8 protein-coding genes are annotated in these 16680 nt (G+C 70.5%); 4 read left to right on the forward strand and 4 right to left on the reverse strand.

From position 1 onward, the window contains the following. The 4 genes from FCI23_RS09550 to FCI23_RS09565 all read right to left on the reverse strand — a co-directional run. Window positions 1–395: COG1470 family protein (locus FCI23_RS09550; RefSeq protein ID WP_456318827.1), on the reverse strand; the 395-nt coding region annotated here is incomplete at its 3' end. 158 nt (window positions 396–553) lie between these two features. Next, a complete protein-coding gene (locus FCI23_RS09555) occupies window positions 554–2011 on the reverse strand; it encodes an eCIS core domain-containing protein (RefSeq protein ID WP_169316741.1) in 1458 nt (485 codons plus the stop codon). Window positions 2012–2183: 172 nt separating this feature from the next. Continuing rightward, entirely contained in the window at window positions 2184–7637 is a 5454-nt protein-coding gene (locus tag FCI23_RS09560; protein WP_136723054.1) for a hypothetical protein, read from the reverse strand. A 240-nt stretch (window positions 7638–7877) separates the two neighbouring features. After that, window positions 7878–13016, reverse strand: a complete 5139-nt coding sequence (locus FCI23_RS09565) for a hypothetical protein (RefSeq protein WP_136723055.1) — start codon at window positions 13014–13016, stop codon at window positions 7878–7880. A gap of 444 nt (window positions 13017–13460) precedes the next feature. On the opposite strand from FCI23_RS09565, the gene FCI23_RS09570 reads away from it, so the two are divergent. From FCI23_RS09570 to FCI23_RS56275, 4 genes are all read left to right on the forward strand, one after another. After that, window positions 13461–15077 carry a phage tail sheath family protein gene (locus FCI23_RS09570; RefSeq protein WP_136723056.1) on the forward strand — a complete coding sequence of 539 codons (1617 nt, stop codon included), beginning with the start codon at window positions 13461–13463 and terminating at the stop codon, window positions 15075–15077. A 75-nt stretch (window positions 15078–15152) separates the two neighbouring features. Beyond that, window positions 15153–15596 carry a phage tail protein gene (locus tag FCI23_RS09575; protein WP_136723057.1) on the forward strand — a complete coding sequence of 148 codons (444 nt, stop codon included), beginning with the start codon at window positions 15153–15155 and terminating at the stop codon, window positions 15594–15596. Then, a complete protein-coding gene (locus FCI23_RS09580; RefSeq protein ID WP_136723058.1) occupies window positions 15596–16081 on the forward strand; it encodes a hypothetical protein in 486 nt (161 codons plus the stop codon). Before FCI23_RS09575 ends, FCI23_RS09580 begins: the two co-directional genes overlap by 1 nt. Continuing rightward, window positions 16078–16236, forward strand: coding sequence for a DUF6760 family protein (locus FCI23_RS56275; RefSeq protein ID WP_169316742.1), 159 nt, complete (start codon window positions 16078–16080; stop codon window positions 16234–16236). Before FCI23_RS09580 ends, FCI23_RS56275 begins: the two co-directional genes overlap by 4 nt. The last annotated feature ends 444 nt before the right edge of the window (window positions 16237–16680 follow it).

Here is a 16680-nt window from a genome sequence, read left to right on the forward strand (position 1 = left end):
GCGAGTTTGGGTCGGCCCCGGAAGCGTCCTTTGACGGTGTGCGGGACGAGTTCGGCCCGTATTTCGGTGAAGGGGGTGATGGTGAGGTTGCCCTCGGGGACGGTGGTGGCCTCGGGGTGCTCGGTCGGCACGATCTGGACGGCGTACGGGTTGGGTCCGGCGGTGGCGTCGGGGGTGCGCGGCGGTGCGAAGGTGAGCTGCACGGTGCCGGTGGTGCCCGGGTACAGCCGGATGGTCGGCGGTTCTACGGTGATGTAGGGCGCGATGTCGCCGACCGGCGTGAAGCGGTACTCGTCGACGACGTCACCGGTGTTGCGCAGCCGCAGCCGTACGGTGGTGGTGCTGCCCGGGTCCACGGTGGCGGAGGCGGGCTCGAGGGAGGTCCAAAGGCTCACCAGCCAACGCTACGCGAGGAGTTGGCATCACATAAGGAGGCAACGGGGCAAGGTCACTGCCCGAATGGGCAGAACGCGGCTGCACCCAGGACGCAGCCGCACAACGAGGACTCTTCGGGATCGCCCGAGTACGCCTCACGCCGCTCGGGGGAGACGGCTTACGGGATGAGGCTGCCGAAGGTGGTCGTGTAGTCGTCCTTCTCGGCCTGGGAGGGGGTGGCCGGGCGGTTCGAGCGCAGTTGGTCCGTGCCCTCGGCGGTGCCGGTGAGCGCTTCCATGGTGTTCATGTCCATCGCGAGCCGCTCGATGTGCGACGCGTGCACCGGCCCGCGCATTTGGATCTCGGTCTCGTTGAAGAAGCCGACGTCCTGGGTCGGTCCGGCGAACGTCATGGCCAGCAGGCCTACATCGGCGTTGCCCTGGGTGCGGCTGTAGCCGTTGACGAACTGCGCCCGGTCCGCTTCGCCCATGCCGGAGGTCGACACGGCAGCGGACCGCGCCACAATTTCCGTCGGGGCGAACGGGATGAACGACGTCTGGCGGGTGTCGAACGAGGGGAAGTGGCCGGTGCCGAGAGGACTGATGACGCCCCGGCCGGTCACCTCGTGCCAGGTTGAGTGCCAGCGCGGAATGCCCCGGTACAGCACGATGCCGCCGTTGAGGTACCGCATCACCATGTCGGCGAGCCCGGCTCTGAGGACTCCGTTCCGCACGGCCTGGTCATGAATGAAGGCGGTGCCACCGTCCGGAGTGGTGAACCGGTAGAAGCCGCCCTCCCAGGTCATCGCGATCTGCTGGCCCGCGACGTCGATCTGTACCTGCGGAGGGCCGGCGGGCTGGGCAGCATGGCCGGTGACCTTGCCCTTGAGCTTGTTGAACATACGCTGTACGGGGACCTCGGAATTGAACGTCGAGGCCGCGCGCTGGACCACGGGTTCACCAGCCAGCACTCCTGCCTGCTTCGACCGGGCCGTGTCGGCAGCGGTCGGCATGCGCTGCACCGGGCTCACGTTGCCGCCTCTGGCGGCCCCGACGGTCTCACCCTCGGTCGGAGCGACCGGATCCGGGGACACGGGTGCGCGCATCGCCTGGACCGAGCTCGCCTCGGCATCCTTCTCGAAATCATCCGATTTATGGGAGACGCTGAATCCGTTGCCGTTGTCGGTTCCCGGGACCGGGCCTGCCGCTTGGTGTTCGAGATGTCTCATCTCGTGGGCGATGGTGGGCTTGTTCCAAGCGCCGCGACCGAAGACCATATGGCCCTGGGAGGTGAAGGCCTTCGCTCCCAATTCCTCCGCCGCCTGCTCTGCGAGGGGGCCCCGATGGACCCGGGCGGGTGGCAGTTTCCTGCCGAACCGGCCCTCCATCTCCGTCCTCATCGCCGAGTCCAGGTCCTCGCCCGCGGAGCTCAGCACTTCGTGTGCCGCGGACCGACGCTGAACCGGCGGTGCCTGTGCGGCGGACCGACGCTGAACCGGCGACTGCTCATGCCCGCAGCCCGCGCCGTGCTCATGGCGCTCCTCCTCCACCATGCGGGCCACCGCGGCGTTGCCCACGCTGCGTTGCAGGGACAGGATCCCGGCGGGGGTCATGCCTGCGGTGGGCGGCAGGTTCACGCCGGACGCCGGTTGCGTGGCAGGCTGCCGTGGACGTCCGGTCGCACCGGCTTCTTTCGGCTGCTCCTGCGCGTGCATGACCACCCTTTCAACGGAGGATCCTTCAAGATTACGTGCGCGAATCGGTGCGGGACAAGGACCGTAAGGGCACCCGCAGGGGGACACTTCGCGGTCAGGCGGGTGCCCAAGGTGCTTCTGCGGAGGGCCTGTGCCGCCCAAGTCCCCCGTTCCGGGGTCCCTTCAGCATCTCCTGCACCGCACGCTCGGGCATCCGGATGACCACCGGCGAGGGGAGCACATAGTCCCGCACGCTGGTGGAGCCGCTCGCGGACCGGACGCGCTGCGTGTGGCGATGGTGCACACGGGCCACGATCCGGAACTCCAGCGTGAACTGGACGAGTACCGACTTGTCCCTGGGCTTCTGCAAGGGCACCGTGCCGGAACCGTTGTCCGCGCTACTGGTGGCACTACCGGCGAGGTTGCCCGTTCCCACCACATTGTTCATCCCGGAGTAGTCGGCCCGCACCGGCCCCTCGCCGCCGCCGGGCGACACCGAGGTGCCGTGGCTCGCCGACTGCTGGTGGCCCCTGGCGGCCGCCCGGGGTGCGTCCAGGGTGCTTTGGGCGAGGGTCTCGAAGGTCATCTCGTCGCCCTCGAGGCGATCACCCTTGTCGTCCAGGGCTTCCAGCACGTGACCGTCGAAGAGCCGGGCGTGCAGGGAGCATCTGAGGTCCTGTCCCTCCAGCCCCGAGGCGTGGTTGGCAGGCAGTTCGGCTCCGGCTGACACCAGCAGCGGCAGTGCCGCGATGAGCCACTCGGTGGACACCGCCTCGCGCTGGGCGTAGGCGGCGGCGTTGCCCTTGCTGTGGAACTTTTCGCTCGCCTGGGCGTCCGTCACGGTCCGGCGGATCGCCGCCTGCAGCTCCGGCGCGCCCTGGAACCCGTTGACCTGTGCCGACATCGGCAATTGTGCCCCGGTCTCACGCCACGTCTTCAGCTTCTCCGGGGCGGCACCGGCGACGGGACTCCACAGGTTCTGGCCGGGCGCCCGTTTGTCCTGCACCGGCCGCAACTGCCTCAGAGCCCTGAGGTCCTTGTCCAGGGCCCGGTAGACCAGGTGCTGGTCCGTTCCGCCGAGCTTGACCGAGGCCACCTCGCCGTCCGCCGAGTAAAGCTTCAGTGAGGCCTCGATCGGAACGTTGACTTTGACCGCCGGAGCGGAGCCGTCCACGATGGTCCTGAGGCCGATCTGGCCACGTTCGGCGACGGCCTGCTTCGTTGAAGCGCTCTTTCCGACCCCCACCCCGGCGGTCCCGCCGGCGCTCCCGATCGCGCTGTCGTTGGGCTGGCCGGTGGCCGTCATCGACGTGTCGATCCCGCTTGCGTCGCTTTCCGCCCGAGCGGTCGTGCTCTGTGCGACGGCCACTGTGGCGTATTCCATCTCCCGGCCGCTGGTCGGGCCCATCACGGTGCCCGGGCCGGTGCGATCGACGTGGAACACCGCCCAGTAGGGGGTCTTGCGGCCGCGGAACAGCTCGACCGGTACGCCGCCGTCCATGGCTCCGGCGAGCAGGCCGGTGGCGCCGTCCCGGTCCAGTACCCGCAGCAGCCGTTGCACATTGTCGTTCGGGTCGGACAGCTGCTGTTGCGGGAGGAGTTCCTTGGCGAGGCTCTTGTCCTTGTTCCGTATCTTGTCGCGCAGCTTTCCGAGCAGGGGTACGAAGTTGGGCAGGTCCTCGATCAGCCCGACCCCCAGGGGCAGCCCCTGGGCCAGGGTCAGGGGTAGGGGCCGTGCCGCTCCGGCCGCCGAACCTCCGGCCGTCTCAGGTCCGTCGGTGGTCCGCCTGTCGTGCGAGGGCCCCGCCGCATCGGCGGCTGCGGTCGCCGGCTGCTTGCTCTTGGCCTTTTCCGACAATTCCGGGGCGGCATCGGGATCCTTCAAGCCGGCTGCCTTGAGCTGTTCCTCGGTGAGCCAGACGCTGACGGCGCCCGGCAGGGTCTGCAGAGCCGACGCGACGTACGGACCGCGGGCGTTGACCTTGACCTCGGCCACCATCCCCACCACCAGGTTGCACTGGACGAGGAAAAGGGGCTTGTCGCGCGGGGCGACGGCGTTGCGCTCGACCGTGCCGCTCAGCACGGCCGTCTCGGTGGTGGTGGTGGTCCGGGCACGGTGGGGCGCCACGGACTCGCCCAGCGACCAATGGGGGCCGTGCTCCGTCCCCGCGCCATTGACGCTCGCAGACTTGGTCTTGGCCTTACCGCGCTGGCCGGCGACCTGGTGACCGCCCAGGGCCATGTTCTCCATCCCGGCCCCGGTCGTTCCGGGCATGACGTGTGGAGCGGTGAGGGCGAAACGGGTGCCGACCGCACCGGTCAGCGCGGCGAGCCGCCGGGGATAGCGCAGGTTCGTGACCACCCAGCTGGAGGTGACACCCTGGCGCAGCGCCGCCGTAATGGCCTGCGGGCTGAGGTGCTGCTCGATGGCCAGCCGTGGCGCGAGCCCCTCTGCCTCGAACGCGCTGTCCTTCTTCGACGTCCGGTTGCGGCCGGCAGCCTCGCTCAGCACCTTGAAGGCCAGGTCCCGGATCGGCTGACCGTCGCCGACGGTCTCCACGAAATCCCACTCCCGGATGGCGGTCCTCACGCCCGGCAACCGGACCTGGCTGGTCAGTTCCCCGATACCGGCGGCAGGGAGGGATGTCGGCGTGCGGCGGACTTCCGACCGTGGCCGGGCGTCCAGCTTCTCCTTCGTGTCGCGGTCCACGGTGAGCGCGGCCGGGCTGGTCAGCGTCACGTCCGTGGGGTCGAACCGTAGCGGGTTGTTCTTGGCACGGTCGTCCGTCGAAGCGATCTGCTCCGCCTCGGCTTCGTCCCGCCCGAAGCTGCCGGGGGTCAGGGCCCGTTTGGCGGTCCGCTCCCGGGTGGTCATGGTGACATTGACAGCGAAATTCAATGTGGTGCCGAACGAACTCGTCTTGGGGTCACCGCTGTTCAGTGAATCGGTGCGGGCCGTCGGTCCGGCCTGGTTGCGCCGTGAGCCCCGCCGATGGCCCTCCACCGCGAAACCGGTGGCCAGCGTCTTCGGGATGATGGTGATCTGGGCGGCGGCCCGGACGCCGATCCCCCGGGAGCTGGAGCGGCCGCTCTGCCCGCTGCTGGAGACCCCGGAACTGCTGCGCACCAGCCAGTCGCCGGCGTCGCCGAGATACTGGATCCGGCCGATCGTGCCTTTGACCCGGATCTGTACGTCGTGGGCCTGCCAGGTGGTCTTGCGGCGCATCCGGACCCGTATGCCGCTGGAGAGCAGCTGGTCCTTGTTGGCCCGCAGGTTGGTCTCCGACAGCACCGTGACCAGTTCCCGGTAGTTGCGCCGCTGGACTTCGGCCTCCTCCGGGGTGACTTTGGCCGCAGCCGGGGCCGTCGCGTCGCTTGCGGCGGACCGGGCGGGACCGAACTCCGAGGGCAGGTAGCCGGCCAGCCGGGGGTTCTCGGCGAACAGCTTTTCCACCCTTTCGATCAGCGGGGCAGCGTCGAGGTGGTTGAGCGCCACGCTCGAACCCATCGCCCCGAACGGCAGATGGCGGTCCAGCTCCTTCGGGGTACCGTCCTCGTTCAGCTTCTCTGTGCCGTCCGCGTTCTTCTCGGTCTTGCTGTACAACTTGCCTGCGGTGACGCCGTCGGGCAGGGGGAGACCGAGGGACTCGGCCTCCTGGGCCCGCATGGTGATCCAGACGTCGAGCGGATGCCGCGCGGTGCGTTTGCCGGGGCGCAGCCGCATCCCGGGGGAGGACGGGCCGGTGCCCTGGACCGTGAGCCGCACCTGGCTGCGGTAGAGCACCTTTTCGCCCCTGATCTCGGCACCCTGGCGGGTGGACACGGTCTGGTCGGACGAGGAGAAACGCGTCCGCCGGGCATCCACCTGGGTCATCTGCGTCAATCGCGCGACAGGGACGGGAGCGCCCAGGCCCAGTGCCGGTCCCGCACCGAACGATCCGCCGAAGCCCTTCTGGGAAGTGTTGCCCCTCCCGTCCTGGGTCTGCTGGTGGGTGCGCAGCTGGGTGCCTCCGATGCCCCAGGCGGGCGTCATGGAGACGATCTCGGCGCGCATCCGGTAGGCGCCCTGGGCACTGCCGTCCTTGCTGCCGAGATCCTCGCTGCTCACCCAGCCCGCCAGCAGGCGGGGCAGGTCCTCCAGCACGGTCGCGGTGGAGGTGGCTTCGTACAGCCGGGCCCGCCCGGCGGATCCGGGCGAGGTCAGCGAGGGGTGCAGCACGGACCCGACCGTGTCGAACAGGCCCTGGCCGCCCGCGTGGGGGGCACCGGTGTCCTCCACCGCGAGCGGGGCCATGGAGGTGGCCAGCCGCACCTCACGCGCTACCTGTGGGTGCAGTTTCTCCCCGTGGTCGGGCGTGCGGGCGGCGGTGGCGGGCACCAAGTGCTCGTGCGGGACGCGCATGGTGAGCGTGCCGGAGCCGCTGAAGGCCTCCGCTGCCCCGGCTGTGCCGTGGTGCTTGACCCGCACGTTGTACCGCACCTTGCGCGGCACCTCGACCGTTCCACCGGCGCTGCGGAGCACACGTGGTTCGGCCGTGGTTTTCGTCGTGTGGGTGTCGGTGGAGGAGTGGATGCCGCCGCCGGCCGCGAGCGTCACGCCGGCCCACACCGCAGGTGCGGGTGTTGGAGCCAGAAAGGTGCCGGAGGCGCTGGCGCCGAACCCCCGGGAACTGCTGGAGTCGTGGGTCACCGAACCCGCGGAGCTGCGCAGGTGGTCCACCTTGGTTTTGGCGCCCTCGGCGACCGCGGCGGCCGCGGGCGCCATCGCGGCGGTCTCCGGCGCGCCCGCGCCGGGGAAGCTCATGGGCGTGTCGCCACGGCCCCGGCCGATGGAGACCGTGACGTCGTACCAGCCGTTCGGACCCTGTACGGCGAAGGCGCGTCCCCCGCCGTAGAAGGTCTCCGGCCGCCCGGCCAACTCGTCGCGGATCTCGGCCACCGTGCCGTCGGACCGTCCGATCCTCTCGCACAGCCGGTTGTACACGAACTCGTGCTTGGTCAGCTTGGACACGGTGGACAGCCCGGCCGATCGCAGCTCCCGCAGGTACGGAGGCAGCCCCAACGGGACGTGCGGCGGGGGGCCGACACCCGCTTCCGTAGCAGATGGCCCCCGCCGCGGCCGCCCCGGCGGGGCCGCCGGGCGGGCACGGCGGCCGGTCCGGCCCGCCCCACCGGGCCGGGAGGCACGAATGGGGTTCCCGTAGGCGTCGATCTGCTCGATCGCATCGGGGTCCGCGGCCTGGTCCGCTGTCCGGTCCGCCTCCTCGAAGACGGTGTCGAGCGCGGAGCCGGGAGCACGCTGGACCGGGGCTGGGCCCGGTCCGACAGCGCGGCCGGCGGACGGCCCCCGGCGCATCGCGCGGGTCGCGGCGGCGTTCCCCGCGCTTCGTTGCAGGGCCAGCAGTGCCTGCGGGTTCAGCGCGGTCGCGCTCGTGGCCGCCAAGGACGCGGCGGCCGGGGCGCTGCCGTCCTTGTCCACGGTGCGTTCGGCCCGGAGGCGGCCGAGGGCCGGACCGTCCCCGGCTGCCTTACTGCTCTCGCCGGATTCCTGCCGCGGTGTGCGCACCATGACCACCCCTGCCACGAGGCGGCGACCTCGTCGTTCAACGTCGTCGGACCATCGGGTTCGGCGCGTGCGGGGCACCTGGGTGGGTGTAGGGCCCACTTGCCGGGGGAGCGTAGCGCATGACATCCCGTCGTGCACAGGGTGAACCGGAGATGGCCACCGGCTCAAGTGCTGCTGCCGGTGGCCCTATGTCTGTGTGCGCCGCTCGGGCGCCGCGCTCGAAGCGCTCGGATACGGGCTGGTTCAGCCGCTTGTCCCGGTCCCCGCGCCGGCCCCTTCGGCGGGCGGCGCGAAGAGCTTGTACGGGTCCGTGAGGCGCGCCGGGCTTCCGGGGTCCGCGAGCATCTGCCGCACCGCGGGTGCGGGCAGCCGGATGACCACCGGGGTGGTGAGGACGAAGTCCCGCATGCTGGTGGAACCGGCCGCGGACCGTATGGACTGGGTGTGGCGATGGCTCACCCGCGCGACAATCCGGAACTCCACGGTGAATTGCGCCAGCACCGAATCGAACTTGGACTTGTGCAGCGGCATCGAGCCGGACGCGTTGGCACCGGTGTCGGTGGCCCCACCGGTGAATTCGGCGGTGCCCACCGCCTCGTTCCGGTACGGACCGGCGTCCAACCGCCCGAGACCGCCGTTCGCCCGCAGCGAGTTCTTGTGCTCCGCCGCCTGTTGGTTGTCGATGGCCGTCGGCCGGGACCCGTCCAGGGCGCTCTGGCCCACCGCCTCGAAGGTCATCGCGTCACCCATGTCCAGCACGCGGCCACCGCGCAGCCGGGCGTGCAGCGAGCAGCGCAGGTCCTGTCCCTCCACTCCCGAGGCGTGGTTGGCCGGCAGCTCGGCCCCGGCGGACACCAGCAGCGGCAGCGCCGCGATGAGCCACTCGGTGGACACCGCCTCCCGCTGGGCGTAGGCGGCGGCAGTGCCCGTCTTGTGGAACTTCTTGCTCGCGTTGGCAGCGGCCATGGTCGCGGCGATCGCCCCCCGCAGCTCCGCCGCGCCCCGGAAGCCATTGACCTGCGCCTCCATCGGCAGCTGTGCCCCGGTATCACGCCACTTCTTCAGCCTGGCCGCGGTGGCGTCCCCGACGTCCCGCTGCATGAGCTGCCCGGGGTTACGGTGCGCACGCACCGGCTGCAGCCTTTCCCCGGCCCTCCGGTCGTGCTCCAGGATGCGGTGGACCAGGTGCAGATTGTCGATCTCGACCGGGGTCACCGTGCCGGAGGGCGAGTGCAGTTCCAGTCTGGCCTTGATCGGAACCCTCATCCTGACCGATGCGGCACTGGCCTCCGCCATGGTCTTGACGCCGATCTGATCGCGCCCGACCGTGGTCCGTTTGGTGGAAGAGCTCTGCCCCATCCCCACTCCGCCGGTCCCGCCCGCGGTCGAGATCACGTTGCCCGGGTCGGTGACCGAGGGCCTGCCGGAACCTGTCACCTGCAGGCCGACCGACTGCCCCGCACCCTTCTCCTGGGCGTTCGCGGTCTGTGTGACGGCCGAGGTGATGTACTCCATGTCCCGGCCGTCCTTGGCATCCTCCACATAGGTGCCGTCACCGGTCCGCTCCACGTGGAACACCGCCCAGTAGGGGGATTTGCGGCCGCGGAACAGCTCCACCGGCACTCCGCCGTCCATGGCGCCGGCCAGCAGAGCGGTGGCCCCGTCCCGGTCCAGCACCCGTAGCAGCCGCTGCACATTGTCATTCGGGTCGGACAGCTGCTGCTGCGGCAGCAGTTCCTTGGCGAGGTTCTTGTCCCCGATGCCCTGGCGGAGTCTGCCGAGCAACGGTACGAAGTCGGGCAGGTCCTCGATCATTCCGAACCCCAGTGGCAGCTCCTTTCTCAGGAGCTTGGGGGCCGCGCCCGCGGCGCTCGCGCTGTCGGCCCGCTCCGGCCCGTCGGCGGCCTCCGGCTGTTCGGCCGTCGCCTTGCCCTTGCCCTTGCCCTTGTCGGGGGCGGGCTCGGGCTTCTTGCGCAGCCCCGCGGCTTCGAGCTGTTCCTGGGTGAGCCACACGGCGACGGCGCCCGGCACTGTCTGCTCGGCCGCCGCGATGTGGGTGCCGGTCCCGACCTTGACCTCGGCGGCCATCCGCACCGCCAGATCGCACTGCACCAGGGTGAGCGGGCGCTTGCGCGGGGTGTGGGCGTTGCGCTCCACCGTGCCGCTCAGCGTGGTCGCCCGGGTGTTGGAGGTGCTGCTGGACCGGCTGTCCGACAGGCCCTCGGTCATCCGCCAGCCGGCGCCGTTCTCCAACGCTCCGGCGGTTTTGCGCGTTCCCCTGCTCCTGCCCGTCCCACGCTGGCCGGTGGCCTGGTGTCCGCCGAGGACGAGGTTCTCCGTGCCCGGTCCCTCGCCCTCGTAGTCGTGCACGATCACCGGCCGGGTGAGGGCGAACCGGGTGCCGACCGCACCGGTCAGCTCGGCGAGCCGCCGGGGATACCGCAGGTTCTTCACCACCCAGCCGGAGGCGGTGGCCTGACGCAGCGCCGCGGTGACGGCCTGCGGGCTGAAGCGGTCCTCGATCGCCAGCCGGGGGGCGAGGCCGTCCGCCTCGAGCGCGTGGTCCTGCCGGGTCACGTGGCCTCGGCCGGCGGCCTGGGCCAGCAGCCGGAAGGCGAGATCCCGGACCGGCCCGCCGTCGCCGACGGTCTCCACGAACACCCAGTCCCGGACCGCCGTGCCGCCCGGCGACCAGGCCCCGGCGGTCACATCACCGATACCGGCGGTCTCGACCGGAGCCGGCAGACGGCGGACCGGCCGCCGTCGGCCGTCCAGGCCTTTCTTCTGCTCGGTATTCATGGTCAACGCGGTCGACGTGGTGAGCCGCACATCTTGGCCGTCGAGCTTCAGTGGGTTGTGCTCATCGGCGCCGGCCGACGACGCGATGTCCTCGACCTCGGGACTGTCCTGTCCGGGGCTGCCGGGCGTCAGGGCCCGCTTGGCGGTCCGCGCCCGCGTAGTCATGGTCACGTTGACGTCGAACGTCAGGGTGGAGCCGAAGGCACTGGCCTGGGTGCCACCGTTGTTCAGCGAATCGGTGCGGGTCGTCGGTCCGGCCTGGTTGCGCCGGGAACTCTTCGCGCCGATTTCTCCCATGTACCCGAGAGACATCGCCCCCGGGATGACCTGGGCCTGGACGAAGGCCCGGACGGAGGCCCCCCGGGAGCTGGAACCACCGCTCTGCAGAGCGCTGCTGACACCGGAAGAGCTGCGCACCAGCCAGTCGGAGGTGTCGCCGGCATAGCGGATCGAGCCGAGCTTGCCGCCGACCCGGATCTGTACGTCGTGAGCGTGCCAGGTGCTCTTGCGCCGCAGCCGGACCCGTATCCCGCTGGAAAGCAACTGGTCCTTGTTGGCCCGCAGGTTGGTCTCCGACAGCACCGTGACCAGCTCCCGGTAGTTGCGCCGCTGGTTCTCGGCCCCCTCCGGACCGACCTTGGCGGCCCGCGCGGCCGCGCCCTGCGGCGGGAGGAAATCCGCCGGCAGATAACCGGCGAGCCGGGGGTTCTCGGCGAACAGCCGCTCCACAGCGGCGATCAGCGGCCGGGCGTTCAGCCGGCCGAGTGCCACGCTGGAACCCATCGCCCCGAACGGAAGATGACGTTCGACCGTCTCCGGGTTGCCGTCCGCATCCGTCTTCTCCGTGCCGTCCGCGTTTTTCGCGTTCGGCTTGCTGAACAGCTCGCCCGCCGTGACGCCGTCGGGCAGGGCGACACCGAGAGACTTGGCCTCATCGGCCCGCATGGTGATGAGGGCTTCGATCGTGTGATGCGCCTCGGCCGCTTCGGGGTGCAGCCGCGTCCTGGGGGAGGTGGGACCGGTTCCCTCGACCGTGATCCGTATCCGGCTGCGGTAGAGCACCTTCTCCCCTCTGACCTCGGCACCCTGGCGGGTGTTCACCGTCTGATCGGCCACGGTGTACCGCCCTTCGCTGATCTCGAGCCTGGGCAGCAGCCCTGCTCGCGCGCTGGGGCCGACCCCGGGAGCGCCCAGGCCCATTCCCGGCCCCACGCCGCCCGACACGCCGGCGCTCTTGCCGGCGGAGTTGGCCGCACCGTGCTGGGCCTGCTGGTGAGTACGCAGCTGGGTCTTGCCGAGGCTCCAGGCGGGCGTCATCGAGAGGATGTCGGCGCGCATGCGGTAGGCGCCCTGCTCCTTGCCGCCCTTGCCTGCCAGGTCTTCACCGGCGACCCAGCCGCTCAGCAGCCGGGGCAGATCCTCCAGGATGCTGGTCGTGGAGGTGGCCTCGTAGAGCCGGGCGCGTCCGGCGGAGCCGGGGGCGGTGAGGGAAGGGTGCAGCACGGACCCGACCGTGTCGTACAGGCCGCCGCCGCCCGCGTGGGTGGCACCGGTGCCGGTCACCGCGAGCGGCGCCATGGAGTCGGCCAGCCGTACCTCGCGCGCGGTCTGCGGGGTCAGTGTCTGCGTGGCGGAGGGCGCGTGGGTGGTGGTGACGGGCACCAGGTGCTCGCGCGGTACGCGCATGGTGAGCGAGCCCGTGCAGTGGAAGGGCTCGGGCTGGGTGGCCGCGCTGTGCCGTTCGATCCGCACGTGGTACCGCACCTTGCGGTGCGCCTCGACCGTCCCTCCCTCGCTGCGCAGCACCCGTGGCTCGGACATGGTCTTCGTCGTACGGGACTCGGCGGAGGAGCCCATGGAGAAGCCCGCCGCGAACGCCGCACCGGCCCACACGGCGGGTGCGGGAGTCGGCGCCAGGGCCATGCCGGAGAGGCTGGCGCCGTACTGCGAGGAAGCGCTGAGAGTGTGGCTCACCGCGCCCGACGAGTTGTGCTGGGCGTCCATCTTGATCTTGCCATCGCCGGCCTTCTCCACCGCGCCGGGCACCGCCGGAAAGGTCTCCGGCCGGTCGGTCGTGTCCGGGGCGATGCTGACCGTGACGTCGAACGAGCCTCTGGGGCTCTGCACGGCGAAGGAGCGGCCCCGTCCGTAGAACGTCTCCGGCCGCCCGGCCAACTCGTCCCGGATCTCGGCCACGGTGCCGCCGGACTGCCCGGTGGTCCTGCTCAGGCTGGTGTACACCAGCTTGTGCCCGGTCAGGTCGTAGGCGGTGGACACCCCGGCGGCCTGCAGGTTCAGCAGGTACGGCGGCAGCTCCAACCGGCTCTCGTCGGCTTCTTCGACGGCGGCGAGGGGGGTGGGGCCGGGTGCCCGCCGGACGCGGGAGGCGCCAGGGGCGGCCGGTTGACGCAGCGCGCGGGTCGCGGCCGCGTTCCCCGCGCTCTGCTGCAGGCCCAGTAGCGTCTGCGGATTCCGCGCGGGTCCGGCAGGGAGGCCGCTGCGGGCCAGTAAGTCTGTTGCCTTCGCTTTGCCGGCTGCTCCGCTTTTGCTGCTCTCACCGGGTTCCTGCCGCTGTGTACGCACAATGAGCCATCCCTGCCACGAGGCAGCCCTAGAGCCTGATGCCGCTGGCGCGGCGTGGTCGCGGCGTCGTTGTTCCGTACTCGATCGGCCGCCGGGCTGAGCGGGGCCGGCCACAGAAAAGGCGTCCTCAAGCCGGCCGGAATCGGCGGGCGGAAGGTGCTTTGACCAGCCGGAATGCCCGCCTGCCAGGAGCGTAGGACACTCCACCGGCCAGAAAGGGGGACAGTTCGGACAGCCGAAAACATGGCATGAGCCGATAATCTTCCAGCCATCCGGACGACACTTGGCGGTCGCCGTCGCCGATCGGGCGCGCAGAGCTGCCCCTTGGGGCACCCCCAGGGGCACCGGCAATGCCCCCGGGCAGGCACTGGAGGACGTTTCCGAATCGGAAGCGGCCCGGAAAGGTAGGCCTGGTCTTGTCTCGTACCCCGAGGAGAGCAGAGCATGCCGTCGTACCTGTCGCCGGGCGTATACGTGGAGGAGGTGGCCAGCGGCTCGCGTCCCATCGAGGGAGTTGGAACCTCGGTGGCCGCCTTCGTCGGCCTCGCCCCGACCGGCCCGTTGAACGAGCCGACGCTGGTGACCAACTGGTCGCAGTACGTCGCATCCTTCGGTGAGTTCACCGACGGGTACTTCCTGGCGCACTCCGTTTACGGCTTCTTCAACAACGGCGGCTCCGCCGCGTACGTGGTCCGCGTCGGCGGCGTGCACGGCGGGGTGTCGGGCGGCGTCCCGGGGGAGGGGACGCAGGGCCGGGCCGCTGTGGCGGGCGGCAACAGCGCCGCCCCGGCCGCGCTGCCGCCCGGGGAGGCGAAGCAACTCGGCACGTTCAAGGTGGCGGCCCTCGCGCCCGGCGAGAGCGGCGGCACGATCAGCGTCGAGGTCGCGGACGCCGAGGGCGAAGGCCCCGCCGACCGCTTCCGGCTGGTCGTCAAGGACGGCGAGAAGACCGCCGAGACCTTCGATGTGACCGCGAAGAAGGGCAACCGCAACTACGTTGTCACGCAGGTCAAGGAACGCTCCAAGCTGATCACCGTGTCGGAGGCTGCCCCCGCCGGGCAGCTGGCCCGGCCGGAGAACCAGTCGGTCGCGCTCGAAGTGCCGACTACGGCAGCGGCGCCCGCGGTTCCCTCGCAGGAGGACGGTGACCAGGTCGGCATCGGCGAGTACCTGGGCGACTCCGCCGACCGCACCGGCTTCGGCGGGCTTGAGGCGGTGGACGAGATCTCGATGGTCGCCGTCCCCGACCTGATGGCCGCCTACCAGCGCGGTGCCATCGACCTGGAGTCCGTCAAGGCGGTCCAGCTCGGCCTGATCGCGCACTGTGAGCTGATGGGCGACCGGCTGGCCATCATCGACCCGCCGCCCGGCCTCAACGCCCGGCAGGTCCGGGTCTGGCGCCAGGACACCGCCGGCTACGACTCCAAGTACGCGGCGCTGTACTACCCGTGGATCAAGGTATTCGATCCGGCCAGCGGTCAGACCCGGATGATCCCGCCCAGCGGCCATGTCTCCGGCATCTGGGCCCGCAACGACTTCGAGCGCGGCGTGCACAAGGCGCCCGCCAACGAGGTCGTACGCGGCGCCGTGGACCTGGAGATGCAGATCACCCGCGGTGAGCAGGACCTGCTCAACCCGCTCGGCATCAACTGCATCCGCGCCTTCCCCGGCCGGGGCATCCGGGTCTGGGGTGCCCGCACCCTCTCCTCCGACCCGGCCTGGCGCTACCTCAACGTCCGCCGGTACTTCAACTACCTCGAAGAGTCGATCCTGACCGGCACCCAGTGGGTGGTCTTCGAGCCCAACGACCAGGCGCTGTGGGCCCGGATCAGGCGGAACATCTCCGCCTTCCTGGTGACCGAGTGGCGCAACGGTGCCCTGTTCGGCGGTACGCCGGAGGACGCCTACTACGTGAAGTGCGACGCCGAGACCAACCCGCCGGAGTCGGTGGACCTCGGACGGGTGATCTGCGAGATCGGTGTCTCCCCGGTCAAGCCGGCCGAATTCGTGATCTTCCGGCTGGCCCAGTTCTCCAGCGGTGGCGGCGAGTTGGACGAGTAGCCGGCACCCGAAGGATCAGCCGGCCCCACGGCCGCTTGCGAGTAACAGCCAGCACGAGCAGAGAGAACAGCTCACATGAGTCTCCAGCCCGGTGATGCCCTCACCTCACATAATTTCGGCCTGCAGATCGACGGCGTCATGGTCGAGTACCTGCAGGAGGTCAACGGCCTGGACATGACCCAGGACGTCATCGAATTCCAGCAGGTCTCGGCCAACGGCCAGCCGGTCACCAAGAAGCTGCCCGGCGTGAAGAAGGCCGGGGAGGCCACTGTCGTCCGTGGCATGACCCAGTCCAGCGCCTTCAACGACTGGATCAACTCCTCGGTACAGGGCGACATGGGCTCGGCCCGCAAGAACGCCAGCATCCTGGTGATGGACTACATGAACAACCCGGTGAAGCGGTACCACCTGCGCAACGCCTGGTGCAGCAAGGTCTCGGCCAGCACGGTGAAGGCCGGCGAGGCCGCCGCGCTCACCGAGACCGTGACTATCACCTACGAAGAAATGATCATGGAGTAATGCGCCGGGGAACGGCTACCCAATCCGCCGCCTCCGCCTTCGCGGAGGTGGCGGCCCCGGCGGGATCCTCGGCCGGGGCAGTCCCGGCGGCGGAACCGGCGCCCGTACGGCAGCAGTTGCGCACCGAGTTCGCGTTCGAGCTGCCCCGCGGGTACGTGGACGAATCCGGCACCGTGCACCGTGACGGGGTGATGCGCCTGGCGACCGCCCGGGACGAGCTGATCCCGCTGCGGGACGTACGGGTGCAGGAGAATCCGGCGTATCTGTCGGTGGTGCTGCTCGGCCGGGTGATCACCCGGCTGGGCACGGTGGCGCACATGCACGACGGCGTGGTGGAGAACATGTTCGCCTCCGACCTCGCCTTCCTGCAGGACTTCTACCGTCAGGTCAACGCCGAGGGCCACACCCGCGCCGGGGTGACCTGTCCACACTGTGAGCAACCGTTCGAGGTCGAGCTCGGCGGGAGCCGCCTGGGGGAATCGTGACGTACGCGACCGACCGTGTCCACGAGGAGATCGCGTACATCGCCTACCACTTCCATTGGGGCCTGGAGGACATCCTGGACCTCGAACACCGCGACCGTCGCCGGTACGCCGAGCAGATCGCCACGCTCGTGACCCGCGCCACGGCGGAGCGGTAGGGGGGACGCACGGCCATGGGAATCCTCGACCGACTGCGGGGACGCACGAGCGCGGGTGCTACGGGTACTGCTACGGGCACGGACCCGGACGGCACGATATCCGCGAGCGGGACCGCTCCGGACACCGTTTCCGTTTCCGCCGCTGCCTCCGGCCGCGGTGGGCGGCGCGGCTGGTCCGGTCTGCCGCCGATCCAGCGCGCTACCGCGGAGCCGTCGCAGCACGCCGTCGCATCCGCCGACTTCGCGAGTTCGCTGGCGTCCTGGCAGAACCCCTCCTTTACGGGGTCGCTGTCGCACGCCGTCCTCGACGGCGCCCCGACCGGCCTGATCCGCGACGCACTGACGCCCGCCTCGGCGGGGGCCACCGGTCCGTCCGGACGGCTCGGGGAGCCCGCGCTGTCCCTGCCGGTCGCCGTGGCGGAGGCCGACGACGCGGCAGGTCCC

Source organism: Actinacidiphila oryziradicis, assembly GCF_005047355.1.
In the GTDB taxonomy this organism is placed as follows: Bacteria; Actinomycetota; Actinomycetes; order Streptomycetales; family Streptomycetaceae; genus Actinacidiphila; species Actinacidiphila oryziradicis.

Bases quoted from the DNA above. Each gene is read 5' to 3' on its own strand.
- FCI23_RS09560 (WP_136723054.1), bottom strand. From the start codon at position 7,637: ATGGTGCGCACACCGCGGCAGGAATCCGGCGAGAGCAGTAAGGCAGCC.
- FCI23_RS09570 (WP_136723056.1), top strand. From the start codon at position 13,461: ATGCCGTCGTACCTGTCGCCGGGCGTATACGTGGAGGAGGTGGCCAGC.
- FCI23_RS09575 (WP_136723057.1), top strand. From the start codon at position 15,153: ATGAGTCTCCAGCCCGGTGATGCCCTCACCTCACATAATTTCGGCCTG.
- FCI23_RS09580 (WP_136723058.1), top strand. From the start codon at position 15,596: ATGCGCCGGGGAACGGCTACCCAATCCGCCGCCTCCGCCTTCGCGGAG.